A 26,365-nucleotide genomic window follows, 5' to 3' on the forward strand; every position below is an offset into this window, starting at 1 on the left:
GAGAACCAGCTTGCACGGCGTTGGATGGAGGATGGCGTGGCAGAGTTCGTGAGTATCGAGGTCGACGCGGGGGTGGGCACGATCCGGCTGGACCGGCCGCCGGTGAACGCGCTCAACAACCAGGTGCAGATCGAGCTCGCCGACGCCGCGGCCGAGGTCACCGAACGCGACGACATCCGCGCTGTCGTGCTCTACGGCGGTGAGAAGACCTTCGCGGGCGGTGCGGACATCAAGGAGATGGCCGCGCGGACCTACGTGGAGGTCTCGACCTTCGGCACCGCGCTGCAGGGCTCGCTGGCCGCGCTCGCGAACATCCCGAAGCCGACCGTCGCCGCGATCACCGGGTACGCGCTCGGCGGCGGGCTCGAACTCGCGCTCACCGCGGACCGCCGCGTGGCTGGCGACAACGTCAAGCTCGGGCAGCCGGAGATCCAGCTCGGCATCATCCCCGGCGCCGGCGGCACCCAGCGCCTCGCGCGGCTGATCGGCCCGAGCAAGGCGAAGGACCTGATCTACACCGGCCGTTTCGTCAAGGCGGAAGAGGCGCTCGCGCTGGGCATCGTGGACGAGGTCGTCGCACCGGACGACGTCTACGCCGCCGCGCGCAAGTGGGCGGCGCAGTTCGCGAACGGCCCCGCGGTGGCGCTCAAGCACGCGAAGGCCGCGATCGACGCGGGCCTCGAGGTCGACCTCGCCACCGGCCTGAAGATCGAGACGCAGCTGTTCACCGCGCTGTGGGCCACCGAGGACCAGGCGAACGGGATGAAGTCGTTCATCGACAACGGGCCGGGCAAGGCCACGTTCGAGGGAAAGTGAGCACGGACGTGACCGACCCGGCACCGAACCCGCACGCCTCCGAAGAAGAGGTCAAGGCCGCCTACGCCGACCCGAAGCTCGCGAACGTGCTCTACCACGACTGGGAGGCGGGCACCTACGACGAGAAGTGGTCGATCTCCTACGACGAGCGCTGCATCGACTACGCCACGGACGTGTTCGCCGCCGTCGCCGGCACCGACGGACAGCCGTACCCGACCGCGATGGAACTGGGCAGCGGCACCGGGTTCTTCCTGCTGAACCTCATGCAAGGCGGGGTGATCAAGAAGGGCTCGGTCACCGACCTGTCGCCGGGCATGGTGCAGGTGGCGCTGCGCAACGCCGAGAAGCTCGGCCTCGACGTGGACGGCAGGGTCGCCGACGCCGAGCGGATCCCGTACCCGGACAACACTTTCGACCTCGTCGTCGGGCACGCGGTGCTGCACCACATCCCGGATGTGCCCGCCGCGTTCCGCGAGGTGCTGCGCGTGCTGAAGCCGGGCGGCCGGTTCGTCTTCGCCGGTGAGCCGACCAAGATCGGCGACACCTACGCCCGCAAGCTCGGCCAGTTCACCTGGTTCCTCACCACGAACGTGACGAAGCTGCCCGCGCTGCGCGGCTGGCGCCGTCCGCAGGAGGAACTGGACGAGTCCTCCCGCGCCGCCGCGCTGGAGGCCGTGGTCGACATCCACACGTTCGACCCCGCCGATCTCGAGGCGAAGGCGCGCGGTGCCGGTGCGCAGGACGTCCGCGCGGTCACCGAGGAGTTCGCCGCCGCGCTCGCGGGCTGGCCGATCCGGACCTTCGAAGCCGCCGTGCCGCAGGAGAAGCTGACCGTCCGGTGGCGCCTGTTCGCCTACAAGCTGTGGCTGCGGCTGTCCGCATTGGACAAGAAGGTGCTGGCGAAGGTGCTGCCGCGCGAGCTGTTCTACAACGTGATGATCACCGGCACCAAGCCGCCGGTCAGCTCCGACTGAGTTGGCCTACCGGTTTTCCCTCGCGGATGTGGCGTTCCTCCGCTCCGCCGGGGGCGTGGCCGCGTTGTCGGCGTGCGCCGAGCTGCCGCTGACGGATCGCTCGCGGATCGCCGACGTCGCCGCCGCGCGCGAGGTCGTCGGCACCGAGTTCGCCGCGGCGGTGCTGGAAACGGTGCTGCTGCGGCGGAAATCGGTCTCCAAAGTGGACTCGGCGACCGGCTGGCTGTTCACCGGCGACGCGCTGCAGCAGGCGAGCGCGTCGCCGGTCGCCCGGCACCGCGCGCGGCGGCTCGCGGGCAGGGACGTGCACGACGTGACCTGTTCGATCGGCGCCGATCTCGTGGCGCTCGCCGCGACCGCTTCGCGCTGCATGGGGTCCGATGTGGACGAAGTGCGGCTCGCCATGGCCGCGCACAACTGCGCCGAGGCGGGCGTGGCGCCCGCGCTGGCCCGTGCGGACGCGCTGCGGCCGGTCACGAAGGACACCGTGGTGGTCGCCGATCCGGCGCGCCGCGATGCCGCGGGAAGGCGCGCGTGGCGGCCGTCGGACTTCACACCTCCGCTCGACGAACTGGCCGAGGCGTACCGCGGGCGCGATCTGCTGGTGAAGTGCTCGCCCGGGATCGACCCGGCGCTGGTGCCGTGGGCGGGTGAAGTGGAACTCGTGTCGCTCGACGGCGGTGTGCGCGAAGCCGCGTTGTACGGGGGAGGGCTCGCGGGCGTGGCGCGGCGGGCGACCGTGCTGCGCGGCGATGGTACACAGTGGACGATCACCAGCGAGGACCCCGACGACGTCGGCGCGGGCGAGCCGGGGGAGTGGATCGTCGACCCGGACGGCGCGGTGGTGCGCGCGGGTCTCGTGCGCCATTACGCGGCGCGCCACGGGTTGTGGCAGCTCGACGAGCGGATCGCGTACCTCACCGGTGACACCCCGCCGCCGGGTGTCCGCGCGTTCCGCGTGCTCGAACACGGGCCGTACACCGAGAAGGCGTTGCGGGCGGCGCTGAAGAAGCGCGAGGTCGGCAGGCTGGAGATCCTCGTCCGCGGCCTCGACGTCGACCCGGATGCGTTGCGCCGCAAGCTCAAACCTCGTGGTCCCGCCGAGGCGAGCGTGGTGCTCACCCGCATCGGCCGGTCACCCGTCGCCTTCGTCTGCCAAGCCCAAAGTGGACAAAATTAGCGTTTCGGGTGGAACGAACCGGTACTACCGTCTAGGTTTCCGCGGACGTGGAATTTTTTCTGAGGGAGAGCCGATGTTGCGCAGCAGTACCCGTGTGTCCGGTCTCGTGAAACTCGCCGCGGCGGCGGCGATCGGCGCCACCGTCGCCGGTGGTGCCAGTGCGATCGCGTCGAGTGACGACGCCGCCCGCGCCCCGAAGGAACCGGCCAACATCGGCCAGGTCAAGAACGACGTCAAGGCCTACTACGGCGATTACCTCGACGCCGCGGGCAAGCACCACTACTCGGACACCGGGAAGTGGGCCGCCGAGACGGCCAAGCAGGTCGACGCCGCGAAGCGGTACCTGTCCAAGCGGCTCGTCGACGGGGTGAAGAACCCCGCGATCGTGCTCGACATCGACGACACCTCGGAGAGCACCTACGGCTGGGAAGCCGACAACGACTTCGGGTTCGACCCGGTGAAGCAGCAGAAGGCCATCGACAGCGGCGAGTTCACCGCCATCAAGCCCACCCTCGGGCTCGCGCGCTGGGCTTCCGAACACGGCGTGAAGGTGTACTTCCTGACCGGCCGCAAGCAGAGCCAGGGCCCCGCCTCGCTCAAGAACCTGGCGAACGAGGGCTACCCCACCCCGGCCGAAGCCTTCTTCAAGCCGGAAGGCGCCGCGCCGCCGTACCTCCCTTGTGGACTGACCTGCAACACCGTGCAGTACAAGTCGGGCACCCGCGCGCACCTCGCGTCGACCGGCACCACCATCGTGCTCAACCTCGGTGACCAGTTCAGCGATCTCGAAGGCGGCTACGCCGAAAAGCCCGTAAAACTCCCCAACCCCATGTACTACCTGCCGTAATTTTATCGGTCGGCAAAATTTGCGCTGCCAGGGCGCGGCTCTCGAGGGAGTCGCGCCCTGGGTGCGTTGGCGCCCTGCCATCGCAAATTTAGAGGGCCCAGGGGGCCCTGCGACCGACTGCACGCTTCCGGCGCGGACCTCGCTTCGCTCGGGGCACAGCCCGGGTCCGCGGGATCAGCCCGAGTAGGAGGCGAAGAGCTTCGAGAATTCGTAGGGTTGCTGGGAGATGTTGGTGCACTTGTAGAGGGGACCGTTGCAGGCGTTGGCGTCGCGGCCCTGTTCCCAGAAGGACAGCATGCCGAGGTGCACGGTCCTCGCGAAGTCGATGAGGGTGCGCGCGTCCTTCTGGTAGAAGATCTCGTTGCCGGAGTCGTTGACGCCGAGCATCGGGGTGACGCCGATCTTCTTCCACGCCGCCGCGTCCGACAGCCCGAGCACGGATTTCACCTGCGCCTGCGTGGACTTCGCCGCGGCCACCGCTTTCGCGCCCTGGTCGCCGGGGCCCTGGTAGTAGTCCATCGCCATCACGTTGACCAGGTCGAGGTCGACGCCCGCGTTCTTGGCCGACCGCACCACGTTCACCCCGTCCTGGGTCAGCCCGCTCGGCAGCACGGGCAGGGTCAGCGAGACCTTGAGCCCGGGGTTGTTCCGCTGCACGATCGCGAGCGCCTGCGAACGGCGTTGCACGGACGCGGGGTCGGCGACCGCGGCGCCTTCGATGTCGAGGTCGATGTAGGCGAGCTTGTACGTCTTCACCACCGCGTCGTACTCGGCGGCCACCGCTTCCGGCGTGCCGCACGCCTGCGCGAGTTCGATCCCCGACGCGCCGCCGAACGACACCTTGACGTCACCGCCCCCCGCGCGGATCTTCGCGATTTCGTCCGCCTGCCAGCCGGTTCGCGGATCGTAGGCGGCGAACCAGCTCGCCTTGCACCCGTACGAGGTGACGAACCCGAGCGTGAACGCGCGCAGGCCGCCCGCCTGCGCCATCCCGGACAGGCTCGGTGTCGGCCAGGCGCCGAGGTCGACGTACGGCGCGACCGGAAGCGGCGCACCCGGTGCCGCATCGGCTGGTACGGCCGTGGCGCCGAACGCCAGCGCGAGCAGACCACCTACCACGGGAAGTTTGCGGAGCAGGGACATGGGGACCTCCGGGGACCGGACTCGGGAGGCGGCATTGCCTCCGTAAGTGGTATAGACCACTGGGGCGGACGGGGCCATAGTCCGTTCGGAGGACGGCGCGCCGGGCTACCGCGGGTAGGGTCGGGGCCCATGTCGGTCAACAGCGGCGGCGATCCCTCGTCGGCGCCAGCAGGGCTAGAGGACACCGCCAGGCGGGCGGCGAGCATGAACGGCGAGCCCAGTCCCAGGAACATCGAGTACGTGATCACCGGTAGGTATGCGCTGTCGCGCACGGACGGCAGTCGGCCCGCCGCTGACGATCCTACGTACTTCGTCCAGATGACCGGCGATTTCGTCAACTACTACGCGCGGACACCCCGGGGGAGCAAGGCGCCGAGGGGCACCGTGCTGACGGTCATGGTCGACGTGGCCACCGGCCGGATGCTGGGGCAGTCCCTTGGTTCGGCTCCGCACGACCTTTCGCGACTCGGGACGGTCCGAACACTGCCATGACGGCACCAGCTCACCGCGCCCGCGTCAGTACCGGATGAGGCGTTGTCCCGGTCCCTCCGCCTTGACGCCGATCGCGCGGAGCGTGGCCCAGATCCCGGCCTGGTTGGCGGTGACGATCGGCTTGCCGAGCCGTTGTTCCAGCGGCGCGATCAGATCGTAGGTCGGCAGCAGCGTGCAGCTGACGAAGAGCGCGTCGGCGTCCGGGTGGTCGCCGCCGGTGATCAGGTCCGCCGTCGTGGCGTAGTCGACGGCGCCGATCACCCGGGATTCGAGGCCGAGTCCGCGGCTGCTGAGCACGTCGATCCCGGCCTCCGCCAGGAAATCGGCGAGCTTGGCCGCGATCGGTTCCACGTACGGGTGCACGACCGCGATCCGGCGCGCGCCGAGCACCTCGAACGCGGTCAGCACCGCACCCGAGGTGGTCACCGCTGCCGGAGCGCCCGCCTCCGTCATCGCCTCGCGGAGCGCGCGTTCGCGGGCGAGGCCACCCACGAAACTGCCCGCCGTGCAGCAATAGTGGACCACCGGCGCGCTGATCGGGACGCGCGTGACTTCCCGGGTCGGGCGGGTCAGCATCGCGGGATCGTTGAGCCGCGACACGAGTTCGAAGCTGTCGTCGAGCGGCACCGAGTCCGTTCTGGACACGTAGAGCGAAACGTCGGCCGGAACCCAGCGCCACAGTTCCCGGTCGCGCGTGAAGTCGAACGAAGCCACCACTCCCACCGGGGTTTGGCGGCCCGGCCCCGCGGGGATCAGGTATTTCATGGACTCATCCTCACCGCGCAGCGCGGTGGCGGTCCAACACCTGATCGGCGACGATTTACGCCGTTCGCGGGTAAGTCTGGTAGAACGCCGGTGTGCCCGAAGACCTGGACATCCGGCTGCTGCGGCATTTCATCGCGGTCGCGGAGGAACTGCACTTCAGCCGCGCCGCGCACCGGTTGTTCATCGCGCAGCAGGCGCTCAGCAGGGACGTCAAAAAGCTCGAGGACCGGGTCGGGAAGCCTTTGCTCGACCGGAACACCCGCCGCGTCGCGCTCACCCCGGCGGGCACCGCGTTGCTGGCCCGCGCACGGGAACTGGTCGCCTTGCACGACACCACCGTCCGCGAACTGCGCGAGGAGACCGAAACGCTGACGGTCGACGTCGTGGGCCCGGCGCTCACGCCCGCGGTGGTGCTGGCGCGGGCCCGCCGCCTGGCACCGGAACTGGAGTTCTTCGGCCGGTTCCACACCGGGGACGAATCCGCGCTGCTGCACGCCGGCGGCCTCGACGTCACCTTCGGGTGGGCGCGGGATCTGCCGGACGGGATCCGGCATCGGCTTGTGCGGTATGAACCACTCGCCGCGCTCGTCCCCGAACGGCATCCGCTCGCCGCGCTCGACGCCGTGCCGGTGACCGCGTTGCGCGGCACGGTGCCGTGCTGTCAAACCGGGGACCACGTGACGCCGGGCTGGACGGATTTGGTCACGCGGTTGTTCACCGCGTTCGGTATCGAATCGGCGGCGAAGCACCCGCATTTGCGTGGTGCCGACGAGTTGGCGGAGCATGTGCGGCTGCGTGATTTCCCGGTGCTCGTCCTGGCGAGCCAGGCGCCGGTGCCGGGTGCGGTGCTGCTGCCGGTGGTGGATCCGGTCCCGGTGTTCCCGTGGGCGATGATCTACCGCGAGTACCGCGGTCATCCGGGTTTGGCGGCGCTGCACGCGGCCGTCGAGGAACTGGCCGGGGAGAAGGACTGGCGCCTACTGCCCGCCGACGCCTGGGTGCCCGACCCCTGAACCGGTCTTCTCGGACCAGTAGGTGGGGTCGCGGCCGTAGTCGGGGGTGGTGAACGCGCGGTCCCACGCCGCCCCCGGGGCCAGGAGTTCCCGCCACGGCGCGACTTCCGTGTACAGCACGCGCAGGGAGTTCAGTGCGGCGTGGTGCAGCGCGGGGCCGTCGGTGGACACGGCGTCGTCCGGGACGGCGACCTCGAAGTTGCGGGCGAGCGCGGCGCGGGCGGTGGCTTCGACGCAGACGTTGGTCTGCAAACCGGCCACGATCAGCCGCCGCACACCGAGGTTGTGCAGAAGCGGTTCGAGTTCGGTGTAGTCGAACAGGCTCGCTCTCGTCTTGGTCAGCACCACGTCATCGGCTTCCGGGGCGACGGCGTCCATGATCTGGCGGTTCCATTCCCGTTGCGCTGCCGTCAGTTCGGGCATGCGGTGCGCGCGATGGGCGAGCAGTCTTGCCGAGCGCGGGTGGGTGCCGAGCCCGCCGGCCGCGCTGCCCACCGAGCGGGAGTAGATGATCCGGAGGCGCTGGCGACGAGCCGCGGCGAGCAGTTCCGCGCACGCGTCGATCGTTTCGGGCAGCCGCCAGATCGGCGGCCAGCCCAGCGCCTCCCGCACCCCGTCGTCGGCGAGGTACGAGTTCTGCATGTCGATCATCAGCACCGTGGTGGCGGTCATGGTCGCCTTCCCCGCTCGTCGTCACAGGTCCTCGACGCCTCATTGTGTCGAGGGGGTCACGACCAGCAAACCGCCGCGTCAGGGAATCCGGAGTCCTTGACCGCGCAAGGCCTCTTCGACGCGGAGCCGCTCGATTTCGCGGCCGGTGCCTTCGGGAATCGTGGCGAGCCGTTCTTCGACGCCGACCGCGGTGCACGCCTCGGCGAGCAGCGTGTCGTAGGCCTGACGGGTGCCCGCGCGCCGTGCGGCCGGCGTGCCCGGCGGCGTTTCGGCGAGAATCCGGTGCACGCGGCGGAGATCGGCGGCGAGGCGCTGGATCGGTGGGCCCGCGGGTACCGGTGCGGGCGGCCGGAACCGCGCGAGAACCCGTTTCGCGGGACCCGAAACGTGCAGGATCGCCCAACCGGCCGCCGTCGGCGCGATCGCGACCACCGCGTACAGCAGCAGGTTGGCCAGCGGGACCCCGGCCTGCCCGGCCATGCCGACAGTCTAATCCCCGGGGTCCCGCTGATTCCCGTTCAGTTTTCCGGTTCGCCGAACCAGGTGCGCAGCGCGGCGTCGAGACCGGTTTCGCCGCCCGTACCGACCCAGCAGACGTACCCGTCGGGGCGGACCAGCATCGCGGCGACCTCGGGAAGACCGGTCGCCTCCACCGCGTCGACGCGTCCGCGCCACGGCAGGGCGAGGTCGAGCAGGGCGGGGTCGCCGCTGAGCAGTACGCCGTGCCCGGAGTGGAAAAGGCTGCTCGCCCAACGGGTTTCGCCGTCCACGCGCAGTTCCACATCGGGAATCCTGGCCCCGAGCAATGGATGCGACGGCCCGTCGAACGGGTAGCGGATGTCCAGGCCGGAGATCATCCCGGCGAGTTTCCGGTTCACCTCGGGCATTTCGGCGATCTCCCGGAACAGTTTGCGCATTGCCCGGCTGGCGGGTTCGTCGCCGGTGAGCGTCATCTGCGCGCGCGTGTTCTCGATGACGCGCTCGCCGACCGGGTGCCGTTCGGCGTGGTAGGTGTCGAGCAGCCCGTCCGGCGCCCAGCCCTTGAGGTCGGCGGCGAGCTTCCAGCCGAGGTTCACCGCGTCCTGCACGCCGAGGTTGAGCCCCTGGCCGCCCGCGGGGAAGTGGATGTGCGCCGCGTCGCCCGCGAGCAGCACCCGCCCGACGCGGTACCGCTCGACCTGACGAGAAGTGTCGGAGAACTGGGAGGCGGACCGGACTTCGACGACTTCGATCTCGTCGCCGTGGGCCTTCTTCAGGAACCCGATGACCAGTTCGTCGGGCACCTGCGTATCGCGGTCGAGGCGTTCCTCGTCGGCGAGCCGGACCAGCACGCGGAACAGGCCCGGCTCGCCGAGCGGGATCGTGCCGGTGACGGCCTGCCTGCCGAAGTCCTCTTCGCCGAAGATGTCGCGGACCGAACGCCACGTCGTGGTCATGGTCGCGGGGATCTTGCCGAGCAGGACATCGGCCACGATGGCGTACCTGGTGGGATCCGTGCCGGGGAACGCGACGCCGAGCAGTTTCCGCACGCGGCTGCGCCCGCCGTCGCAGCCGACGAGGTAACCGGCCTCGATCTCGTACTCGCCGCCGTCGTCGCGCACCTTCGCGACGACGGTGTCCTCAGTGGACTCGAACGACACGAGTTCGTGTCCGCGGCGGACCTTCGTGCCCAGTTCGGCGAGCCGTTCCTCCAGCACCTGTTCGGTCTGCGCCTGGGGGATCCCGACCTGGTACGGGTGCCGGGTCTGCCAGCCGTCGTAGCTCAGCGGGATCCCGCTGAAGTGCCCGTCGCCGACCGTCGACATCGAGCGGGATTGCGCGCTGTCGAACAGCTCGCGCAGATCGAAGACCTCGGCGGTGCGCGGCTGGAGGTTGAGCGCCTTCGATTGGCCGCTGCGCTCCGCGAGCCGTTCGAGCACCACCACCTCCACGCCCGCGAGCGCGAGTTCCGTCGCGAGCGCGAGCCCGACGGGCCCACCGCCGACCACCACCACGTCCGTGTTCACCTTGCTGTCCATCCCCATCCCCTTAACGTTGTTAAACGGTGATTTCCACAGTGCCCTTAATGTTGTTAAGGTGTCAAGGGCCGGCCGGGTGAGAGGTAGTGGACATGGCGCTGAGCAGGCAGGACATCGCGCGGGCCGGGTTGCGGCTGCTCAACGACGTGGGGTTGAACGGGCTGACGTTGCGGTTGATCGCGCAGGAGCTGGGGGTGAAGGCGCCCGCGCTCTACTGGCACATGAAGAACAAGCAGGAACTGCTCGACGAGATGGCGACCCAGATGTACCGCGATCGCGAGGACCTCGCGGCGTTTCCGGACGGTGGCTGGGACGACGTGCTGACCGAGCGCGCGCGGGGTCTCCGCCGGATGATGCTCGCTTACCGCGACGGGGCGAAGGTTTTCGCGGGTACGTTCTTCACCGACCAGGGCTCGCCGAACGAGGAGGTGGTCCGGTTCCTGGTCGGCCAGGGCTTCGACCCGGCGCGCGTCGGCCGCGCGATCTTCACGGTGTACACCTACGTCGTCGGGTTCACCATCGAGGAGCAGGCGGTGTACCCGCTGCCGGGCCAGGTCGACGAGCGCTACCCCGCCAGGATGGAAGCGCTGGCCGAGCGGATCGAACCGCCGATGCTGGCCGTGGTGACGTCGGCGCTTCCACTCGGCGATCCGGAAGGGCAGTTCGAAGACGGGCTCGCCATCGTGCTCGCCGGGATTCGGGTGTGGCTAGCGCACTGAACTGTCCACAATGGCCACTTCGCAGGCTTCGCAGTCACCCACAGCGGGCGAACGCGGGCCGCGGTGCACTTTCCACCGCATTTCGCACAGTGTCTTGAGATCGGTTCCGTCCGCCGGGCGGGCGCCGAGCGCGGTGCGGTGCCGAAGACCGCCGATCACCGGCCGGTATTCGGTCACGCGCGGCGCAACCACACCGCGCAGCCGGGGCACAGCGGTGCGTCCCGCCGGTCCCGGTTGCTGAGCTGGTCGCACCGGTGCGCGTGATCGCCGAGCGCCATGTCCGCGCACCGCGGGTACACCGCCCGCACCGCGGGATCCTCGACCGCGGCGAGCGAGTAGGCGTGCCGCTGGCAGTCGCCCGCGTACACCCGGATCAGGACATCGGCCGGTATCCGGTTCACAGCCGCACCTGGCGCCGGTGGAACGCGCGCCGCACCCGGAACCGCCACCGCCCGCCGCACTGCAGCGGCGGCGGCATCTTCGGCTCGACGAGGTGCACGCGGATCCGCTCACTGTCCGCTTTGGACTCTTCGATCGAGTACACGGGAACGGGATTCATCGGGACCTGCCCATGGCATCGAGGCGCGCCTTCTCGGCGATCGCGGCGTACATGTTCTTGATGTGTTCGGAGACCGCTTGCGCGGGGAGGAGTACCGCTGGGGTGTCGTCGCCGACTTGGATGACGACCTGGAAACCGGCGTCGGTCTTGATCAGCCCGACCACGACTCGGCTCGGTGCGCCGGTCAGTGCGCGTGCCGGTGTGATCAGCAAGAGCCGCCAGCCTCGGTCATCCACGCTTGTCTCCCCGGTGTATTCTGCTGCGACAGCGGCCGCTTGTTGACATCAACAGTGTCAACGCCGGAAGCGGCGACGGGCAAGGGCCTGATCGGGTGACAAGTGGATGCTGTGCGACCTGCATTAGCATGTGTTGCATGAGTGGTAGCACCCGCACGTCAGCGTCTCTCAACCTCGGCGAGCGGCTGCGGAAGGCGCGCGAGGCGCGAGGTTTGTCGCTGCGCAAGCTGGCCGAAGTGATGGGCGAGAAGCCGAGCTACTCGGGTGTCATCTCCCGTTGGGAGACCGGTGACCGGTTGGCCAAGGCCGAAGATGTGGCCAAGATCGTCGAAGCATTGGAACTCGATGCGGACGAAGCAGCTGAGCTGACCGAGTTCGCGAGTGCGAGCGCCGCGGGAAGCAAGTCGTCCTGGCTTGCGGTCACGTTGCCGGAGCGCCGACAGCAGCTGAACGCTTTGCTGGCCGCCGAAGCCACCGCCACCAAGGTCACGCACGTCGCGCCGCTGCTCATCCCCGGCGTGCTGCAAACCGCCGATGTCATCCGCGCCATCATGGTCGACGGCGGCGTTCCTGACGACGAAATCGACGAGCGGGTGTACACACGACTTGGTCGCAGGGATCTGATTACCAGAAAGAACCCCGCCCAGCTCGATGTCTTGCTTGAGGAAACCGCGGTGCGCCGTGTCGTCGGGAGCCGTGAGATTCAGGCCGACCAACTGCGGTACTTGCTCGAACTCGCCGAACTGCCGAACGTTGACATCCGCCTTGTGCCGTACTCGGCGGGTTGGACTCGGGCGGCGACCGGCGATTTCATCTTGCTCGAATCCGACCAGGCATCGCCGCTGGTGAGTCTCGACCTGCATGGATCCGGGCTCATGTTGCACGCTCGCGACGATGTAGCGCTTTACCGGCGCGTTGCGGCAGAGGTGCGGGAGAAAGCGATCAGCCCTGCGGATACGGCGGAATTCATCGCGCGAGTGATCATCGAATTGGAGGAAGAAAAATGACGGTGTCCCAAGATCTCGGCGGCTGGTTCAAGTCGAGTTGGAGTCCGGAGAAGGCGAACTGTGTTGAGGTACGACTATCGCCGACCGTAGGCGTTCGTGACACGAAAGACCGCGATAGTGGGCATCTTGATCTCGCGCCGACTGCGTGGGGTGCGTTCCTCGCTCAGCTCGACTCCTGATCTTCGATTGTTCGGCACCCTCGGCATCGTCTTGATGCCGGGGGTGTTTTGCGTGATGCTGGATGTGTTGCCGAGTTGGAGGTGCGGGAATGATTATTGACCGAAGCCTCGATGGCTGGTTCAAGTCGAGCTGGAGCCCGGACAAGGCTGACTGCGTTGAGGTGAGGCTTGAAGCGGCCGTCGGCATGCGGAGCACCAACGACTGGTTCAAGTCGAGTCGTAGCAAGGAGACGGCCGACTGTGTCGAGGTGCGGCTTTCGCCGACCGTCGGCGTTCGTGACACCAAGGATCGCGATGGTGGGCAGCTTGACCTCGGTCCGCGGGCGTGGGGTGCGTTTCTTACTTCACTCGGCGCCTGAGGTTGGACTGTCCGGCGGTGGAGTGGGGTTGCGGAAGGGGTCCGGGGGTTCGGTGTAGCTGTGGCCGTCGGGGGTGGTGACGGTCAGTTTTCCGGTCGCGTCGGTGGTGAAGGTCCAGCCGGGTTCGTCGCGCAACTTGTGGTGCACTCGGCACAGCGGCCGCAGGTTCACTTTGTCGGTGCCGCCGCCGTCTTTCCAGGCGGTGGCGTGGTCCAGGTCGGTGTACTGCGCGGGTCGGGTGCAGCCGGGCATGCTGCAGGTCCGGCGGGCGACCTGGAGGTACTTTCGCATCCGTTTGGAGGGTCGGTAGTTCTTGTGGCCGATGTCGAGGGGGAGGCCGGTGATCGGCTCGTCGATGATGCGGTTCCAGACGGAGTTGGCGTCGAAGGCGATTTCGCGGGCGAGTTCGGGGGAGATTTCGCCGCAGCCGGTGAGTTCGGCGGGGTTGTCGCGCAGGCCCATCAGCGTGGGCATGTCGATGTGGAGGAAGATCTGGGCTTTCGGCTTACCGCAACACGCCTCGCCCAGACACCGTTCGACCAGGGCATCGAGCCTCAGTTGGTCCATCGTGCGCTTGTCGCCTTGGCGCTTTTTCTCTAGCGCGTCTTGGTCGCAGGCGGCGTAGAGGGCTTGCGCGCGATCCGAAGGTAGCTCGGCGAACAGGGTCGACGAGCCGTGGTCCCCGTGCCGGATTTCCAGCATCCGCGCTGCGGCTTTGGCTTTGCGTCGCTGTTCGTAGCCTTCGGGGTCGATGCGCATGAGCAGCGAGTTGGTCATGCGTCGCAGTGCGGTTGGGTTGCGGTGTTCGAACTTTCCGGCGAGCCGAGCATCCACTTCGGACGCTACATCCTCAGAAGCGCACGACGTAGCCTCGAACACCCGCGAGGCCGAGTACTCGTCGATGAGCCCGTTCTCCATCGCCGCCAAGGTTTCGGGTAGGTACGAGGTCAAGGCGACAGCGAGCGCCGTCTTCCGCTCCGCCGCAGACTGAGTCAAGGAGCACAGCAGTGCCACCTGTCCCACGGTCGATCTTCGTGACGACTCTTGCTCTATATCGGCGATATCCCGCAGCAGCATCGCCTGCTGATACCGAATAATCGCCACGCGACGCTGGATAGAATCAGATTTGGAAACCAGTTTTGTGGTCATAAACACAATTCTACCGACCAGCAAAGAAGCGATCGTCACCCGATCGTGTACAAAAGATCACTACCTGCCACAACGCGCCCACGGCAAAACGGAAGATGAAAAAGAATCGGGACCGACAGTGCGTCGGGGACGCTACCTCAAGGCGACCAAAGGTTTTCGTTCCGTGGGGAACTGTCGCTGGTGACCAACGACGCGACCTGCACCGTGGAGCGACAGTTCCCCACGGCGCGCCGAAGGCGTGCCCGTGACTCTCACCGTGTCAACAAAACACGCCCGCCATGGGAGAGAACCACCCCAATCCCCTCCCGAAGATCCCGCACGAAATACTCGGGAACCTCCAGCGCCGCGAAATGCCCCCCGGCTTCGGGCGTCCGCCACCGCACGATCTGCCGATACCGCTCCCGCGCCCAAGGACGCGGACACTTCTCGACATCACGGGGATACATGGTGAGCGCTGCCGGAACGTCGACCCGGAGTTCAGGATCGAGCGAGTTATGGCTTTCGTAGTAGATGCGGGCCGCCGACGCACCGGTCCGCGTCAGCCAGTACAGGGTGACGTTGTCGAGGATGCGGTCGAGGGAAATCCGCTCGAACGGGCTGTCCTCGGTGTCCGACCACTCGGCGAACTTGTCGAGGATCCAAGCGAGAAGCCCGACCGGGGAATCGACGAGCGAATAGCCGATGGTCTGCGGCCGGGTCGCCTGCTGCTTCGCGTAGGCCGCGCGGTGGCGCGTTGACGATCCGTTCCAGAAATCGCGGGTTTCCTCGACCCATTCGCGCTCGGCCGCGGTCAGCCCGTCCGTGGTCGCCCCGGGCACTGCCTCCGCGAACGTGCTGTGGATACCGAGAACGTGCTCCGGAAACCTGCCCGCGAGAACCGTGGTGATGTTGCCGCCCCAGTCACCGCCGTGTGCGGCGAACCTGTGGTAGCCGAGCCTTTCCATCAGTTCCACCCAGGCGGCCGCTATCTTTTCGGTTCCCCAGCCGGTTGTCGTCGGCTTGTCGCTGTAACCGAAGCCGGGCAGCGAGGGAACCACGACGTGGAAGGCGGGCGTGCCTGGATCGCCGGGATTTGCCAGCTCCTCCACCACGTCGACGAACCGGACGATGCTGTCCGGCCAGCCGTGCGTCAGGAGCAGGGGCGTGGCGTCCGCGCGCGCGGACCGGTGGTGCAGGAAGTGGATTCCCAGCTCGTCGATGGTCGTGCGGAACTGGCCGATCCGGTTGAGGCGCTCTTCGAACGACCGCCAGTCGTACTCGGTGCGCCAGTAGTCCACGACGTCGACGAGGTCGGCGAGCGGAACACCTTGGTCCCAGCGGCGAGGACCGGAGACCGTCTCGGCCTCCGGTAGCCGCGCCGCGGCCAATCGCGAGCGCAGATCGTCGAGCTCGGCGTCGGTCGCGTGAGCTTCGAATGCTTGGACGTCGCTGATCGACATGAGACCTCCTGACTGTGGTGAACCGGCTAAGACGGTTCTAGCAGGCGACCGCGCCGATGCGCAACCTGCTAAGGTGGTTCCATGCGTGCCGAGTTCCCCGACTTTCGCCTCGGTACCGTGCTGGCGACCAGCTTCACGGCGACTCTGACGGAGCGTCGTGGCGACGCCGTGGAGCGCATTCCCACGCCGCAGCGGCTCATCGACTGGCTGGCGGTGAGCGGCCTCGCCGTGGACTCCTGCACCGCCGCCCAGCTCGATCTCGCCAAGGAGTTGAGGGAGTCGATCCACGCCGCCGCGACGGCGGCCGCGGTCCAGGACGCGCTCCCCGGAGCCGCCGTCCGGGTCATCAATGACCGCAGCGCGCAGGGGCGGGCCGCCGCCGTCCTGACGCCCGATGGCAGGCGGCGATGGCAGCTCAGCTCGGCTTCCCGCGTGGAAGACGCCCTCAGCGTGATCGCCGCCGACGCGATCAGCATCATCTCGGGCGAACGAGACGGAAAACTGGCCCTGTGCGCATCACCGACCTGCCAGGCCGCGTTCTTCGACACCAGTCAAAGCCGCACCCGGAAATGGTGCGACATGAACACGTGCGGGAATCGCCAGAAAAAGGCGCGTTTCAACGCCAACCGGCGCAAAAGCACCAGCACGGCGGAATGAACGGCTCAGTTCGGGCGCGTGGCTCCGAGGCGTTCGAAGGTGAAGGGGCGGACCGAATCCGGCCGCTCCCCGTCCAACGCCCAGTTCGTGAACGCCTCGGCCACCGCTGGAGCGAGCGCGAACCCGTGCCCGCTCCAGCCCGTTCCGACGAAAACCGAAGCCATCCCCGGAACCGTGTCGATCACCGGGATGAGATCGGTCGTGCTCGTGTCGGCGCGGTTGTTGTCGACCGCCAGAACGTCCACATCGGACAGTGCGGGCAAGGTGGCGGCCAGATCGGCCAGTGCGGTCCGCAGCACCACGGGATCGGGGGTGCCGACGCCGGTCACCGGGTCCCAGCCACCGGGCCTGCCACCGGAGAGCATCACGGAGCCTTCGTCGGTCATCTTCACCGACAGCGATCGCCGGGGATGGCCGACGGCGTGGTTGAGCGCGAATCCCGTTGGTGCGGCGACAAAAGTGACCTGCGTGGCCTTCTCCCACATCGGCAGGGTCACCCCGGCCGAGTCCAGCAGCAGCCGTGGTATCGACCGGTTCGCCGCGAGGACCACTCCCCGGGTCGCTTTCAGCCGGTCGCCACCGTCCAAATGCAACACCACCGAGCCGTCCTCGTTCGGCGAAAACCGGGTCACACCCGTGTGTTCGGCGATGGTGGCACCCCGTTCGACCGCGGCCTTGGCGAACGCCCTCGTCGTCGCGGGGTGATCGGCGGTGCCGTCGTTCGGCGTGTACAGCGCGAATTCCACCTCGTCGGCGATCCCCGGCTGCATCTCGTCGAGCCGTGCCCGGTCGACGATCTCGCACGGCACGCCTGCCGCCTGCTGCGCCTGGACCTTGGCCGGAAGGCTCTGCCAGCCCGAGGTACCGGCGATTTCGACGTCGTAGAGGCTGAGCCTGCCGTCGCGCTGGTAGCCGGTCGGCGCGCCGAGCAGGGTGTCCAGTTCGGGCCACAGCTCCTGGGCGCGCCGGGCCAGTGGAAGCTCCCGCAAATCGCGTCCGCCCGCGCGGACGCCGCGACGGCCGGGACCACCGGACGCGCCGGACGCGAGTTCGTTCGCTTCCAGCAGGGTGACCTCCGCGCCGCGGCCGGCGAGGCTCCACGCGGTGGCGGTGCCCACCACGCCACCGCCGACGACGACGTATTCGGCCGATTCCATGAGCGATCCCTTCATCTCAGCTGACCCTGTCCAGAAAGCGTTTCGTGCGTTCGTGCTTCGGCGCGTCGAGTACTTCGGCGGCGGGGCCGTGCTCCACGATCCGCCCCTGGTCCATGAACACCACGGTGTCCGCGACCTGGCGCGCGAAGCCCATTTCGTGCGTGACCACGAGCATCGTCATCTCGTTCTTCGCGAGGTCCCGCAGCACATCGAGGACTTCGCCGACCAGTTCGGGATCCAGCGCGCTGGTCGGCTCGTCGAACAGCATCACCTTCGGCCGCATGCACAGCGCACGCGCGATCGCGACCCGCTGCTGCTGGCCGCCGGAAAGCTGCGCCGGATAGTCCGCGTGCTTGCCCGCGAGCCCGACCCTGGCGAGCAGCGCCTCGGCGCGCTCGACCGCCTCGGCACGCGGGGTGCCCTGCACGTGGATCGGTGCCTCGATCAGGTTTTGCAGCACGGTGAGGTGCCCGAAGAGGTTGAACTGCTGGAACACCATGCCGATGTGCTGTCGCGCCCGTGCCGTCTGCTTCGGCGTGGTCTCGACCAGGTCCGCGCCGAGCCGCCGGTACCCGATCAGCGCGCCGTGCACCTCGATGATCCCGGCCTGGATCTTTTCGAGGTTGTTGATGCACCGCAGCAGGGTGCTCTTGCCCGATCCCGAAGGCCCGATCAGGCAGACCACCTCACCCGGCGACACCACCAGGTCCACCTCGTGGAGCACGTGCAGCGAGCCGTAGAGCTTGTGCACACCGCGGATCTCGACCGCGGGCGCCTCGACCGGTTTCGTCATCGTCCCTCCGCCAAAGCCAATCGGGACCGCTTCCGGGAAGCAGCCGTCGCGACGCCTGCCCGCCCGCGGTTGAAGTACTGCTCGACGTAGCGCTGGGCGACGGTCAGCAGCGCGGTCAGCACGAGGTACCAGAACGTCACTACCAGCAGCAGCGGGATCGTCTCGTACGTTCGGGCGTAGATGATCTGCGCGCTGTAGAGCAGTTCCGGCATGGAGATCACGCTCACGATCGAGGTCGTCTTCACCACGTTGACGAACTGGTTCGTCAGCGGCGGCACGATCGCGCGCATCGCCTGTGGCAGGACGATCCGGCGCAGCATGAGCGCTCCCGAAATGCCCAGCGCCTCGGCCGCTTCGCGCTGACCGTGGTCGACCGAGACGAGCCCGGCCCGGAATATTTCCGCGCAGTAGGCCGATTCGTGCAGGGTGAGGCCGAGGATCGCGGCGCCCGCGACCGTGATGACCGTGTTCGTCCCCACGGTGACCAGATCGGGTCCGAACGGGATGCCGAGCGAGATCTCGGGGTAGAGCGCCGCCAGGTTGTAGAGCAGCAGCAACAGCACGAGCAGCGGGGTCGCGCGGAACAGCCAGATGTAGGCGCTCGAGACCGCGTTCAGCACCTTGTTCGACGACTGCCGCATCACCGCGAGCAACACTCCGACCACAATGGACAGTCCCATCGCGATCAGTGCCAGTTCGACGGTCCGCGCGAGGCCCAGCAGGATCGCGGGATCGAAGACGTAGTGCGCGAACGCGGGCCAGGAGAAGTTCTCGTTGGTGATCGCCGACCGGAGTACCAGTGCGACGGCGAGTGCGACGAGGGCACCCGCGACCCAGTTCCCGTACCTGCGCCGCGGGAGGATCCGGGACGGGACCTCGGGGGCGACTACTTCCGGCATCGTGGTCACGACCTTCCCTTCAGGATTTCAGCGGTCTTCAGGTCGTTGTCCTGCAGGCTCCACTTCTCCAGGATCTTGCGGTAGGTGCCGTCGGCCATCAGCTTCTGGACGGCTTCGTGGACCGGGACGGTCAACGGCGAGTTCTTGGCGAGCCCCACCGCGACGAGGGAGCGCTTGTACTGACCGGCGAGGTGGAACAGCGTCGGTGACGTGTTCGCCACGTACTTCGTCAGCGAAATGGAGAAGTACAGGACATCGATGCGCCTGCTCCGGAGCGCGAGCACCGAGGCGCTCCCGTCGGGGAAGAGGTTGAGCTGCCAGTCGGGCTTTCCCGCACGGGCGCAGACACCTGCCGCCTGGTCCAACTGTCCTTGTTGGACGGACCCGATGATCACGCCGACCTTGCGCCCGCAGAGGTCGAGGTAGTCGCGGACCGGGTAGTCCGTGCCGGTCCGGACGAGGAAACCCTGCCCGCCGTTGTAGTAGGTGACGAAGTCCGCGTTCTTCCGCCGTTCCTCGGTGGGGCTGAGGGAGGCGAGCACCATGTCGTACCGCCCGGCGGCCAACCCGGGCACGATCGCGTCCAGGCTGGTCGGGATCGGCTTCGCGGTCAGGCAGAACACGTCGGCGATCGCCTGGCTCATGTCGCGGTCGAGGCCGACGATGGTCTCGTTGTCTTCGGCGTGGTAGGCCATCGGCGGCGTGTGCGGCACCATCGCGACGCCGACCGTGCCGCGTTCGCGCACCGGAGCGGGCAGGGTCGCGGCCAGTGCCGGATCGCACCGGCCGTGCGGCCTGGCCAGCAGCGCGGGGTCCGCCGGGCCCGCCGAACTCAGCCCGCATCCCGCCGGTGCCAGTGCCAGCACCAGCAGACACACGATCGACCAGGGAGTTCGTCGCATTGCATCACCTCCGAAACCGGATGATGTAGTGTGTACTTCATGAACTCACGAATGTCTAGTGGTGACTAGATGGAGTCGTTGACGAAACGGATCGCCCAGGTCCGGAACCAGCTGGGCGCGAGCGGTTTGCGCGTGGTCGACTTCTTCGCCCTGCACCCCGCCGAGGCTTCGGTGTTCTCCGCGCAGGAGATCGCCCGCCGCGCTGAGGTCAGCGACGCGACGGTCATCCGCACCGTCAAGCAGCTCGGCTATGCCGGACTCGGGGAACTTCGCCGTGCCGCGGCGGATTTGCTCAACCCGGCTCGCGATCCGGAGCAGGCGCTGGCGGACCGGCTGACCCAGTCGGACGACAGCAACCAGCTCCTCACCAAGATGAGCCTCGACGCCGCGCAACTCGCGCGTTCCCTGCCGCGCACGCTCCCCACCGAGACGTTCGAGGCAGCGGCCCGGATTCTCGCGGACGCTTCGCGCACGGTGATCGCCGGTTACGGGTCCGCGCATCCGATCGCCGACTCGCTGGCGCTCGGCCTCCGCCGGATCGGCAGGATCGCCGCCGCCACTGGACTGACGGGGTACAACTTCGCCGACGAACTCGGCCAGCTCGCGCCCGACTCGGCGCTCGTGCTCATCGCGCCGCTGCGGCACGTGCGCGAGCACGACGTCGCGATCAGCGAAGCGACCAGGATCGGCTGCCCGATCGTGCTGATCACCGAGGTGCTCGCCAGCCACTTCGCGGATAGGGTGACCACCGTGCTGGTCACGCCGTCGACCGAGAACGTGTTGCCCAGCAGCCAGATCGGGCACCTCCTCGTCGTCGAAGCGCTGCTGCTCGCCGTCGCCGCCCTCGACCCGGACCGGGCACTGGACGGCTGGAAGACCACCAACCGCCTGCGCGCCGAGATCGTCGACGGCAACATGGACGTGCCGCTGAACCGGTCCACGGCGTCGCGGGCCACGTTTTCCCGCGCGGGCGAATAGCCGAATCAGTCAGGAATGGAAAGGTGATGCGGATCACTCCGCATTGAGAACCATTTCCGCGGTGCCGCCGTCTAGCTGGGCATGATCGACCATCGAGTGCTGTCCTTCCCTGGCGCCGCAACGGTTTCGCGGCGGACGGTCGTGGTGGCCGGGCTGCTCGTGCTCGTGCTGCTGGGGTTGCTGGATCTCGCCTACCGCAGCCGTTTCGGTGATTTGCACAGCTTTTACGAAGGCGTAAATGCCTGGTGGCGCGGCTCGGATCCCTATGGCCAGTTGCCGGGAACCTATGCGGGTGGAACTCCGGGGTTCATCTACCCGCCGTTCGCGCTGCTCCCGCTTTCGGTATTCGCGGCGCTGCCGTTCCCGGTCGCCGCGATCCTGAGCGTGGCGATTTCGGTGGCTTGCCTGGCTTTCACCTGCTTCGCCGTGCTGCGCGCGGTGTGGCCGCGAGGTGGTGTCGCCGGTTGCCTGCACGTCACGGTGGTGGCCATGCCCGTGCTGGTGCTGCTGGAGCCGGTCCGCAACACGATCGGGCAGGGTCAGGTGAACCTGTGGCTGATGGCACTGGTCGCGGCCGACTGCCTGGTGAAGAGTCCGAAGTGGCCACGCGGCCTGCTGGTCGGGCTCGCGGCGGCGGTCAAGATCACGCCGGCCGCGTTCGTGCTGTTCTTCTTGGTGCGCAAGGACTTCCGCGCCGCCGTTATCGCCACGGTGACGGCAGCGTCGTCCGCGGCGCTCATGTTCGTGTGCACGCCGGGGGAGTCGGTCCGGTTCTGGTTCGGCGGCGTGCTTTCCGGTCCGGCGTCGATCGTCAACCGCGACAACCAGTCCATCGCGGCCGGGCTGAACCGGCTCGGCCTGCCGGACGGCTGGCACCGCGCGGTCTGGTTCGCGCTGCTGGCACTGGTCCTGGTGACCTCGGTGGTGATCATGCGCAGGGTGGGCGCCGGATGGTCGATGCTGACCAACGCGGCATTCGCGCTGCTGGTTTCGCCGCTGTCCTGGAGCGCGCACTGGGTGTGGGTCGCACCCGCGCTGGTGGCGTTCGCGGTCACCGGAAGTTCAGCGACGGCAAGGAAAAGCGGCTGCTACGCGCTCATCGCGTGCACCGCGCTGCTCCTGCTCGGCCCGCAGATCCTGACGCCTGCCGAAGGGCCGTGGGCGAGCTGGCAGCACGTCCTGGTCAACACCTACCCGTTGCTCGCGCTCGCGGTGCTTTCGGTGGCTGCCCACCGGCTGGTTCGCCGTCGCGAACGCGGACCGCTTGCTCTGTACCTATTAGTATGTACACTGCGGGTGTACGAATCCTGACTACAGTCACCGCGGCCCCTGCTCCGGACGAATGGATCACCGGCGATGCGTGGATCGAACCGATCGCCAGCGCCGAATCCCCGTCGCGAGCGCAGATCGACCGCGTCACCTTCGCCGCGGGTGCCCGCACGGCATGGCACCGGCACCCCCTCGGCCAGACCCTCGTCGTCATCGACGGCACCGGGCTCGTGCAGCGCCGCGGCGGGCCGGTCGAGGCGATCCGGGTCGGCGATGCCGTGCGCATCGAACCCGGCGAATGGCATTGGCACGGCGCCGCTCCCGGTACCGCGATGACTCATCTCGCGATCGAAGAACTCCCGGAAGACGGCTCCGCGGCCGAACTCGGAGATCCCGTGACCGAGGCGGAATACCGTTCAGGCGAGCATTCCGCCGAAACGCCGATAACCCGCACGGTTCTGCTCGACCAGTCGCTGGCGGCACCGCAGGAACTCCACGGTGTCGAGATCCGCCGCATCACGATCGCGCCGGGCTGCGCGGCGGGACTGCACGTGCACAACACCCCCGTCTTCGGCAACATCGAACGCGGCTCAGTCATATACCAAATCGAAGGGGAGGCGCCTGCCGCGCTTGGCCCCGGCGATGTGTTCTACGAGCCGAAAGACGTTCGCATAGCGCGTTTCGACGCACAGGACGACGGCGTCACGTTCCTCGGCTACTTCCTGCTCAATGCCGGGCAGACCGCCGAGATCGAATTCCCCACCACTTAGTCAGCGAGGAGCGGCATCATCCCCGTGTTCGGCTTCCAGGAGTGCGAGCAGTCCGGGAAACCTGCTCTCGACGTCCGTGCGTCGTAGGCGGATGCCCTTGCGGTTGCCGTAGTCGATCTCGTCGATGAGGCCTGCTTCGCGCAGGACCCGGAAGTGGTGGGTCTGGGTCTGCTTCGAGATCGGGAGAGCGAACGAGTTGCAACCTCGCTCGCTGTCGGTGTGGTCGGCGGCCAGCTCCGTCATCACCGAACGACGGTGCTCGTCAGCGAGAGCGCGAAGCACCACGCCCAGATCGAGCGCGTCGACCTCGGGACCGGCCAGGTTCGTTCCAGCCACGGACACCTCCTTCAGGTACGTCTTGCATCGTACCTCGGTGATGTGTTCTCCTTCGAGTACGAAATCCATCGTACCTAGGCGGCTGGGAACGCGGTCGTCGACGCTTCGAGAGGTCTTGTCATGCAGAAGCCCGAGGTGCTGATAGTCGGCGCCGGAATCGCCGGGCCCGCGCTCGCGTACTGGCTCGCCCGGAACGGATACCGGCCGACCGTCGTCGAGCAGGCCCGGCGGCTGCGCTCCGGTGGCAGCGCGGTCGTCGTGAAGGTGCCCGCGACACCGGTCGCCGAGCGGATGGGCATTCTTCCGCGGCTGCGCGAACTCGCCACCCGCAACCGGTCGCTGACCCTGCTCGACCCGGCGGGCAACCGAGTCCTGCGCCTTCCCTCCTCCTCGGGAGGGGCGCCGACGGTCGAGGTGACCAGGGCCGACCTGTCCGAGGTGCTCCACCGGTCGGCGCGGGGCGATGCCGAGTTCGTGTTCGACGACACGGTCACCGCACTCGATCAGGACGAAGGCGGAGTCGACGTCACCTTTCGACGGTCCGCGCCACGGCGTTTCGAATTGGTGATCGGTGCCGACGGGATGCACTCCACCATCCGGCGTCTGGTGTTCGGGCCCGAGCGGCGGTTCGTGCGCGACCTGGGTCTCTACGGCGCGACCGTCCCGCTGGAACCCGACGCCATCGACGACCCGAGCGAGCTGACGATGCTGACCGCGCCGAACCGGATGCTGGTCGTCCACCCCTCGCGCACCACGCCGCTCGCGATCTTCACCTTCCGGCCCGCCCGGCCCGCGCCCCACGATCGCAAGAACATCGCTCTCCACAAGCAAACCGTGGCCGACGCGTACGCCGACGTGCGGTGGCGGGCGCCGGAACTGGTGGCGGCGTACCTCGACCACCCGGCCCCGTTCTTCGACCCCCTGACGACCGTCCGGATGCCCTCGTGGTCGCGCGGACGGGTCGTACTGCTCGGGGACGCGGCGGCGGCCACCGCCCTGCTGGGCGACGGGTCCAGCATGGCGATGGCGGGAGCGTATGCCCTGGCGGAAGAACTCGCCTCCCATCACGGCGATCACGCCCGCGCCTTCGCCGCTTACGAGTCGCGGCTCCGCCGCGAAGTGCGACCACGGCAGCGACGCGTCGGCCTGCTCTCCAGACTCATGGTGCCCAGCACCCGGCGAGGCCTCGTGGTGCGCAACACGGTGGGCCGCGCGATCGGTCGCGCGAACCGGATCACCGCTCGCGAAACCGCGAACGCGAAGACCGGGTAGCGGAGACGCTAGCGGGCGGGGTCCGCTTTTCCGATCAGGGCGGCGAATCCGGTCAACAACGCGGTGAGCCCGACCTCGAACTCTTCGTCGCTGCCGACATCCGCGAGGACGTCGGCATGGTCGACGAGCAACGGAAAGGCCGCGGCGTCGCGTGAGCGGTAGAGCTGTCGCCGGTGACGGCGCTCTTGCGGATCCCGCGTGTCGAGTCCCAGGTTGAAGTGCACCGAGCCGATCACGAAGGTGGCCAGTGACGACGCGGCGGCGGACGCGCGCCGGGGGCTGAGGCCCGCGTCGATGAACAGTCCGAGCGCGTATTCCATCCCCGCCAATGAATTGGGGCCGAGCCGCTCGGTTCCGCGAAGGAGCGAGGCCACGCCCGGATGTCGGCGCAGGTGCGCGCGGAAGCGGCGTGCGGACCACGCCGCCTTCTCGGCCCAATCCGCGTCCTCGGGGGGAGCGGCGCTCGCGACGTGGACCGCCCGGTCGACGAGCAGCGTCACGAGTTCCTCGCGGTTGCGCACGTGGCGGTAGAGCGATGCCTGCGTGCAGCCGAGCTCGTCGGCGACGTTGCGCATGGTCAGCGCGGCGGCACCGCGTGCGTCGAGCAGGGCCATGGACGCGTCGAGGATGCCGTCGAGGGTCAGCGATCGGCGCCGCCGCTGCCGCGCGGGTTCTTCTTCCCTGGCCAGCCACCATGCCGCCGTGCCAGGTCGAGGTAACTCCGGTGGTTCCTGCACCGGACAAGGATAAGGGCTATGCGAACATCTATCACTTAGTATAAGTTAACGTTGTTCGCATAACAGTCGCTGAAGGGGTTCACCATGCGCGCCGTACGCAACACCGATCAGGGCATCCTCGTGGCCGAGGCCGAGGAGCCGGAAGGTCCTGGGATCCGCCTCTCCGTCGCCTCGGTGGGCGTCTGCGGGACCGACGTCGGCTTCGTGGCGGGCGGCGTGCAGGGCTTCACCTACGGCCACGAGTTCGCGGGCACGACCGCCGACGGCCGGTCCTGCGCCGTCGAACCCACGGTCTACTGCGGACAGTGCGGGCAATGCCGCACCGGCCACGTCCAGCGGTGTGCCGCACCGGAGCACGGCACGCTCGGCATCTTCCGCGACGGCGGTATGTGCGATGCCGTAACGGTTTCCGAGGACATGCTCGTCCCCCTTCCGTCCGGTCTGGACGTGCGCGACGCCTGCCTCGTGGAGCCCGCGGCGGTCGCCGGGCACGGTGTCCGCAGCGCGTCGCTCGAACCGGGCGAGCGGGTGGCGGTCGTCGGCGGCGGCAGCATCGGGCTGCTCGCCGCGGCAACGGCGCGCCAGCGCGGGTTCGACGTCGACGTCGAGGTGCGCCACCAGCAGCAAAGGGTTGCCGCGGAACGCCTCGAAGCCGGTGAGGTGTCCGGGGTCTACGACGTCGTGATCGACGCCGCGGGCAGCGAGGAGGGCCTCGCCAGGTGCGCCGATCTAGCGCGTCCCGGCGGCCGGATCGTGCTCATGGGGGTGTATCAGCGAACCGTTCCCGTGCCGGGGATTCCCAGCCTGGTCAAGGAACTCAGCTACGTCAACTCCATCGCGTACAGCAGGCACGACGGCGTCCGCGACACCGAGCAGGCCGCGGCGCTGCTCGCCGGGAACCCCGAGATCGCGAAGACCGTGATCACCCACCGCTTCCCGTTGGACGACGCCGCCGAGGCCTTCCGCGTGGCGGGCGACCGGGCTTCTGGAGCCATCAAGGTCGTCCTCCACCCTTGACCACGGGCAAA

General features: G+C 68.2%; 32 protein-coding genes. 16 read left to right on the plus strand and 16 right to left on the minus strand.

All coding sequences use genetic code 11. The features are described 5' to 3' along the window. Positions 1–36: 36 nt before the first annotated feature. From HUW46_RS33435 to HUW46_RS33450, 4 genes are all read left to right on the plus strand, one after another. On the plus strand, positions 37–816 hold the full coding sequence (locus HUW46_RS33435) for an enoyl-CoA hydratase/isomerase family protein (RefSeq protein ID WP_215542740.1): 780 nt from the start codon (positions 37–39) through the stop codon (positions 814–816). Beyond that, positions 813–1,790 carry a class I SAM-dependent methyltransferase gene (locus HUW46_RS33440; protein ID WP_442860868.1) on the plus strand — a complete coding sequence of 326 codons (978 nt, stop codon included), beginning with the start codon at positions 813–815 and terminating at the stop codon, positions 1,788–1,790. The genes HUW46_RS33435 and HUW46_RS33440 overlap by 4 nt, the downstream gene beginning before the upstream one ends. A 1-nt stretch (position 1,791) precedes the next feature. Beyond that, a complete protein-coding gene (locus HUW46_RS33445; protein ID WP_215542741.1) occupies positions 1,792–2,970 on the plus strand; it encodes a THUMP-like domain-containing protein in 1,179 nt (392 codons plus the stop codon). Positions 2,971–3,043: 73 nt separating this feature from the next. Beyond that, complete coding sequence (locus HUW46_RS33450) at positions 3,044–3,817, plus strand: HAD family acid phosphatase (RefSeq protein ID WP_215542742.1); 774 nt, start codon at positions 3,044–3,046, stop codon at positions 3,815–3,817. A 174-nt stretch (positions 3,818–3,991) separates the two neighbouring features. On the opposite strand, the gene HUW46_RS33455 is transcribed toward HUW46_RS33450, so the two are convergent. Continuing rightward, a complete protein-coding gene (locus HUW46_RS33455) occupies positions 3,992–4,960 on the minus strand; it encodes a chitinase (RefSeq protein WP_215542743.1) in 969 nt (322 codons plus the stop codon). 129 nt (positions 4,961–5,089) lie between these two features. On the opposite strand from HUW46_RS33455, the gene HUW46_RS33460 reads away from it, so the two are divergent. Further along, positions 5,090–5,452 carry a hypothetical protein gene (locus HUW46_RS33460; protein WP_215542744.1) on the plus strand — a complete coding sequence of 121 codons (363 nt, stop codon included), beginning with the start codon at positions 5,090–5,092 and terminating at the stop codon, positions 5,450–5,452. Positions 5,453–5,476: 24 nt separating this feature from the next. On the opposite strand, the gene HUW46_RS33465 is transcribed toward HUW46_RS33460, so the two are convergent. Further along, a complete protein-coding gene (locus HUW46_RS33465) occupies positions 5,477–6,217 on the minus strand; it encodes a maleate cis-trans isomerase family protein (RefSeq protein WP_215542745.1) in 741 nt (246 codons plus the stop codon). Positions 6,218–6,309: 92 nt separating this feature from the next. On the opposite strand from HUW46_RS33465, the gene HUW46_RS33470 reads away from it, so the two are divergent. Further along, the gene (locus HUW46_RS33470; RefSeq protein ID WP_215542746.1) at positions 6,310–7,230 is read left to right on the plus strand and encodes a LysR family transcriptional regulator; all 921 of its coding nucleotides are present in this window, start codon (positions 6,310–6,312) and stop codon (positions 7,228–7,230) included. Here HUW46_RS33470 and HUW46_RS33475 read toward each other — a convergent pair. The 3 genes from HUW46_RS33475 to HUW46_RS33485 all read right to left on the minus strand — a co-directional run bounded on the left by HUW46_RS33475 (position 7,195) and on the right by HUW46_RS33485 (position 9,920). Then, a complete protein-coding gene (locus HUW46_RS33475; RefSeq protein WP_215542747.1) occupies positions 7,195–7,902 on the minus strand; it encodes a cysteine hydrolase family protein in 708 nt (235 codons plus the stop codon). The two genes, HUW46_RS33470 and HUW46_RS33475, sit on opposite strands and share 36 nt — an antisense overlap. A gap of 78 nt (positions 7,903–7,980) precedes the next feature. Next, positions 7,981–8,382, minus strand: a complete 402-nt coding sequence (locus HUW46_RS33480; RefSeq protein ID WP_215542748.1) for a hypothetical protein — start codon at positions 8,380–8,382, stop codon at positions 7,981–7,983. Positions 8,383–8,420: 38 nt separating this feature from the next. After that, positions 8,421–9,920, minus strand: coding sequence for an FAD-dependent oxidoreductase (locus HUW46_RS33485; protein ID WP_215542749.1), 1,500 nt, complete (start codon positions 9,918–9,920; stop codon positions 8,421–8,423). Positions 9,921–10,012: 92 nt separating this feature from the next. Between HUW46_RS33485 and HUW46_RS33490 the strand changes: the two genes are divergently transcribed. Then, positions 10,013–10,639: a TetR/AcrR family transcriptional regulator C-terminal domain-containing protein gene (locus tag HUW46_RS33490; protein WP_215542750.1), complete on the plus strand. Its 627-nt coding sequence runs from the start codon at positions 10,013–10,015 to the stop codon at positions 10,637–10,639. Between the two features lie 173 nt (positions 10,640–10,812). Here the strand turns inward: HUW46_RS33490 and HUW46_RS33495 are convergent, their stop codons facing one another. From HUW46_RS33495 to HUW46_RS33505, 3 genes are read right to left on the minus strand one after another with little or no spacing between them, the layout of a single operon-like run. Then, positions 10,813–11,040, minus strand: a complete 228-nt coding sequence (locus tag HUW46_RS33495) for a hypothetical protein (protein WP_215542751.1) — start codon at positions 11,038–11,040, stop codon at positions 10,813–10,815. Then, positions 11,037–11,198 carry a hypothetical protein gene (locus HUW46_RS33500; RefSeq protein WP_215542752.1) on the minus strand — a complete coding sequence of 54 codons (162 nt, stop codon included), beginning with the start codon at positions 11,196–11,198 and terminating at the stop codon, positions 11,037–11,039. Before HUW46_RS33500 ends, HUW46_RS33495 begins: the two co-directional genes overlap by 4 nt. Beyond that, on the minus strand, positions 11,195–11,434 hold the full coding sequence (locus HUW46_RS33505; protein WP_215542753.1) for a hypothetical protein: 240 nt from the start codon (positions 11,432–11,434) through the stop codon (positions 11,195–11,197). Before HUW46_RS33505 ends, HUW46_RS33500 begins: the two co-directional genes overlap by 4 nt. A gap of 137 nt (positions 11,435–11,571) precedes the next feature. On the opposite strand from HUW46_RS33505, the gene HUW46_RS33510 reads away from it, so the two are divergent. The 3 genes from HUW46_RS33510 to HUW46_RS48940 all read left to right on the plus strand — a co-directional run bounded on the left by HUW46_RS33510 (position 11,572) and on the right by HUW46_RS48940 (position 12,979). Next, positions 11,572–12,441 carry a helix-turn-helix domain-containing protein gene (locus HUW46_RS33510; protein WP_215542754.1) on the plus strand — a complete coding sequence of 290 codons (870 nt, stop codon included), beginning with the start codon at positions 11,572–11,574 and terminating at the stop codon, positions 12,439–12,441. After that, positions 12,438–12,620, plus strand: coding sequence for a DUF397 domain-containing protein (locus HUW46_RS33515; protein WP_215542755.1), 183 nt, complete (start codon positions 12,438–12,440; stop codon positions 12,618–12,620). The genes HUW46_RS33510 and HUW46_RS33515 overlap by 4 nt, the downstream gene beginning before the upstream one ends. Positions 12,621–12,709: 89 nt before the next feature. After that, positions 12,710–12,979, plus strand: a complete 270-nt coding sequence (locus tag HUW46_RS48940; protein WP_215542756.1) for a DUF397 domain-containing protein — start codon at positions 12,710–12,712, stop codon at positions 12,977–12,979. Here the strand turns inward: HUW46_RS48940 and HUW46_RS33525 are convergent. Then, positions 12,965–14,128 carry an HNH endonuclease signature motif containing protein gene (locus HUW46_RS33525; protein WP_215542757.1) on the minus strand — a complete coding sequence of 388 codons (1,164 nt, stop codon included), beginning with the start codon at positions 14,126–14,128 and terminating at the stop codon, positions 12,965–12,967. The two genes, HUW46_RS48940 and HUW46_RS33525, sit on opposite strands and share 15 nt — an antisense overlap. A 251-nt stretch (positions 14,129–14,379) precedes the next feature. Beyond that, a complete protein-coding gene (locus HUW46_RS33530; protein ID WP_215542758.1) occupies positions 14,380–15,567 on the minus strand; it encodes an epoxide hydrolase family protein in 1,188 nt (395 codons plus the stop codon). An 81-nt stretch (positions 15,568–15,648) separates the two neighbouring features. On the opposite strand from HUW46_RS33530, the gene HUW46_RS33535 reads away from it, so the two are divergent. Continuing rightward, positions 15,649–16,224: a CGNR zinc finger domain-containing protein gene (locus tag HUW46_RS33535; RefSeq protein ID WP_215542759.1), complete on the plus strand. Its 576-nt coding sequence runs from the start codon at positions 15,649–15,651 to the stop codon at positions 16,222–16,224. Between the two features lie 5 nt (positions 16,225–16,229). Here the strand turns inward: HUW46_RS33535 and HUW46_RS33540 are convergent, their stop codons facing one another. The 4 genes from HUW46_RS33540 to HUW46_RS33555 are packed head-to-tail and all read right to left on the minus strand — an operon-like array spanning position 16,230 to position 19,975. Then, positions 16,230–17,381 (minus strand): NAD(P)/FAD-dependent oxidoreductase, encoded by a 1,152-nt coding sequence (locus tag HUW46_RS33540; protein ID WP_215542760.1) that lies wholly within the window; start codon positions 17,379–17,381, stop codon positions 16,230–16,232. 16 nt (positions 17,382–17,397) lie between these two features. Then, entirely contained in the window at positions 17,398–18,174 is a 777-nt protein-coding gene (locus HUW46_RS33545; protein WP_215542761.1) for an amino acid ABC transporter ATP-binding protein, read from the minus strand. Next, on the minus strand, positions 18,171–19,073 hold the full coding sequence (locus HUW46_RS33550; protein WP_215550262.1) for an amino acid ABC transporter permease: 903 nt from the start codon (positions 19,071–19,073) through the stop codon (positions 18,171–18,173). Before HUW46_RS33550 ends, HUW46_RS33545 begins: the two co-directional genes overlap by 4 nt. A 5-nt stretch (positions 19,074–19,078) precedes the next feature. Then, a complete protein-coding gene (locus tag HUW46_RS33555) occupies positions 19,079–19,975 on the minus strand; it encodes an ABC transporter substrate-binding protein (RefSeq protein WP_215542762.1) in 897 nt (298 codons plus the stop codon). A gap of 69 nt (positions 19,976–20,044) precedes the next feature. On the opposite strand from HUW46_RS33555, the gene HUW46_RS33560 reads away from it, so the two are divergent. From HUW46_RS33560 to HUW46_RS33570, 3 genes are all read left to right on the plus strand, one after another. Then, entirely contained in the window at positions 20,045–20,953 is a 909-nt protein-coding gene (locus HUW46_RS33560) for a MurR/RpiR family transcriptional regulator (RefSeq protein ID WP_215542763.1), read from the plus strand. 81 nt (positions 20,954–21,034) lie between these two features. After that, positions 21,035–22,264, plus strand: coding sequence for a glycosyltransferase 87 family protein (locus HUW46_RS33565; protein ID WP_215542764.1), 1,230 nt, complete (start codon positions 21,035–21,037; stop codon positions 22,262–22,264). After that, a complete protein-coding gene (locus tag HUW46_RS33570) occupies positions 22,237–22,992 on the plus strand; it encodes a (R)-mandelonitrile lyase (protein WP_215542765.1) in 756 nt (251 codons plus the stop codon). The genes HUW46_RS33565 and HUW46_RS33570 overlap by 28 nt, the downstream gene beginning before the upstream one ends. Here HUW46_RS33570 and HUW46_RS33575 read toward each other — a convergent pair whose 3' ends face one another. Further along, a complete protein-coding gene (locus tag HUW46_RS33575) occupies positions 22,993–23,328 on the minus strand; it encodes an ArsR/SmtB family transcription factor (RefSeq protein WP_215542766.1) in 336 nt (111 codons plus the stop codon). Positions 23,329–23,448: 120 nt separating this feature from the next. Between HUW46_RS33575 and HUW46_RS33580 the strand changes: the two genes are divergently transcribed. Next, a complete protein-coding gene (locus tag HUW46_RS33580) occupies positions 23,449–24,600 on the plus strand; it encodes an FAD-dependent oxidoreductase (protein WP_215542767.1) in 1,152 nt (383 codons plus the stop codon). An 8-nt stretch (positions 24,601–24,608) separates the two neighbouring features. On the opposite strand, the gene HUW46_RS33585 is transcribed toward HUW46_RS33580, so the two are convergent. Next, positions 24,609–25,337, minus strand: a complete 729-nt coding sequence (locus HUW46_RS33585) for a TetR/AcrR family transcriptional regulator (RefSeq protein ID WP_254125135.1) — start codon at positions 25,335–25,337, stop codon at positions 24,609–24,611. Between the two features lie 84 nt (positions 25,338–25,421). Between HUW46_RS33585 and HUW46_RS33590 the strand changes: the two genes are divergently transcribed. Beyond that, entirely contained in the window at positions 25,422–26,354 is a 933-nt protein-coding gene (locus HUW46_RS33590) for a zinc-dependent alcohol dehydrogenase (RefSeq protein ID WP_254125137.1), read from the plus strand. The last annotated feature ends 11 nt before the right edge of the window (positions 26,355–26,365 follow it).

This window comes from Amycolatopsis sp. CA-230715, from assembly GCF_018736145.1.
Taxonomy (GTDB): domain Bacteria; phylum Actinomycetota; class Actinomycetes; order Mycobacteriales; family Pseudonocardiaceae; genus Amycolatopsis.

Coding starts and splice junctions, on each gene's coding strand:
- HUW46_RS33530 (WP_215542758.1), bottom strand. CDS start 15,567: ATGTCGATCAGCGACGTCCAAGCATTCGAAGCTCACGCGACCGACGCC.
- HUW46_RS33535 (WP_215542759.1), top strand. CDS start 15,649: ATGCGTGCCGAGTTCCCCGACTTTCGCCTCGGTACCGTGCTGGCGACC.
- HUW46_RS33455 (WP_215542743.1), bottom strand. CDS start 4,960: ATGTCCCTGCTCCGCAAACTTCCCGTGGTAGGTGGTCTGCTCGCGCTG.
- HUW46_RS48940 (WP_215542756.1), top strand. CDS start 12,710: ATGATTATTGACCGAAGCCTCGATGGCTGGTTCAAGTCGAGCTGGAGC.
- HUW46_RS33485 (WP_215542749.1), bottom strand. CDS start 9,920: ATGGACAGCAAGGTGAACACGGACGTGGTGGTGGTCGGCGGTGGGCCC.
- HUW46_RS33555 (WP_215542762.1), bottom strand. CDS start 19,975: ATGCGACGAACTCCCTGGTCGATCGTGTGTCTGCTGGTGCTGGCACTG.
- HUW46_RS33545 (WP_215542761.1), bottom strand. CDS start 18,174: ATGACGAAACCGGTCGAGGCGCCCGCGGTCGAGATCCGCGGTGTGCAC.
- HUW46_RS33550 (WP_215550262.1), bottom strand. CDS start 19,073: ATGCCGGAAGTAGTCGCCCCCGAGGTCCCGTCCCGGATCCTCCCGCGG.
- HUW46_RS33500 (WP_215542752.1), bottom strand. CDS start 11,198: ATGAATCCCGTTCCCGTGTACTCGATCGAAGAGTCCAAAGCGGACAGT.
- HUW46_RS33465 (WP_215542745.1), bottom strand. CDS start 6,217: ATGAAATACCTGATCCCCGCGGGGCCGGGCCGCCAAACCCCGGTGGGA.
- HUW46_RS33590 (WP_254125137.1), top strand. CDS start 25,422: ATGCGCGCCGTACGCAACACCGATCAGGGCATCCTCGTGGCCGAGGCC.
- HUW46_RS33490 (WP_215542750.1), top strand. CDS start 10,013: ATGGCGCTGAGCAGGCAGGACATCGCGCGGGCCGGGTTGCGGCTGCTC.
- HUW46_RS33525 (WP_215542757.1), bottom strand. CDS start 14,128: ATGACCACAAAACTGGTTTCCAAATCTGATTCTATCCAGCGTCGCGTG.
- HUW46_RS33570 (WP_215542765.1), top strand. CDS start 22,237: ATGTACACTGCGGGTGTACGAATCCTGACTACAGTCACCGCGGCCCCT.
- HUW46_RS33515 (WP_215542755.1), top strand. CDS start 12,438: ATGACGGTGTCCCAAGATCTCGGCGGCTGGTTCAAGTCGAGTTGGAGT.
- HUW46_RS33560 (WP_215542763.1), top strand. CDS start 20,045: ATGGAGTCGTTGACGAAACGGATCGCCCAGGTCCGGAACCAGCTGGGC.
- HUW46_RS33580 (WP_215542767.1), top strand. CDS start 23,449: ATGCAGAAGCCCGAGGTGCTGATAGTCGGCGCCGGAATCGCCGGGCCC.
- HUW46_RS33450 (WP_215542742.1), top strand. CDS start 3,044: ATGTTGCGCAGCAGTACCCGTGTGTCCGGTCTCGTGAAACTCGCCGCG.
- HUW46_RS33540 (WP_215542760.1), bottom strand. CDS start 17,381: ATGGAATCGGCCGAATACGTCGTCGTCGGCGGTGGCGTGGTGGGCACC.
- HUW46_RS33460 (WP_215542744.1), top strand. CDS start 5,090: ATGTCGGTCAACAGCGGCGGCGATCCCTCGTCGGCGCCAGCAGGGCTA.
- HUW46_RS33510 (WP_215542754.1), top strand. CDS start 11,572: ATGAGTGGTAGCACCCGCACGTCAGCGTCTCTCAACCTCGGCGAGCGG.
- HUW46_RS33565 (WP_215542764.1), top strand. CDS start 21,035: ATGATCGACCATCGAGTGCTGTCCTTCCCTGGCGCCGCAACGGTTTCG.
- HUW46_RS33480 (WP_215542748.1), bottom strand. CDS start 8,382: ATGGCCGGGCAGGCCGGGGTCCCGCTGGCCAACCTGCTGCTGTACGCG.
- HUW46_RS33475 (WP_215542747.1), bottom strand. CDS start 7,902: ATGACCGCCACCACGGTGCTGATGATCGACATGCAGAACTCGTACCTC.